This is a genomic window from Halomonas sp. SIMBA_159 (assembly GCF_046536035.1).
GTDB lineage: Bacteria > Pseudomonadota > Gammaproteobacteria > Pseudomonadales > Halomonadaceae > Vreelandella > Vreelandella venusta_A.
Genome location: NZ_JAWJBT010000765.1, coordinates 1 through 265, shown reverse-complemented (window position 1 = coordinate 265; position 265 = coordinate 1). Strand labels below are relative to the sequence as shown.

Genomic DNA, 265 nt, shown 5'->3' with positions numbered 1-265 from the left:
CTCCAGGAAGAACAGCGGAATAGCTTTGTTGCGCACCACCACAGTAAGTTGCCCGTCTACCACATTGGTTTTGTTCAAATCCAGATGGAAGATCTCACTGACGCCAGCAAGTGGTAATGCAAAAGTCTGCTTTCCAACGACAACCATCAGTGTTGGCAAGATGGCCAATGTCAGCGGCACTTTAATTTCCAGTAACGTGCCTTCGCCCATTTTTGAGTGAATATGCACAGTACCGTTTAACTGGTTAATTTTGGTCTTAACCACA

Annotated in this window: 1 pseudogene; it reads right to left on the bottom strand. The window is 45.7% G+C overall.

From position 1 onward, the window contains the following. Nucleotides 1–265: pseudogene (locus R0J87_RS21275) on the bottom strand (chemotaxis protein CheA); the annotation flags it as partial.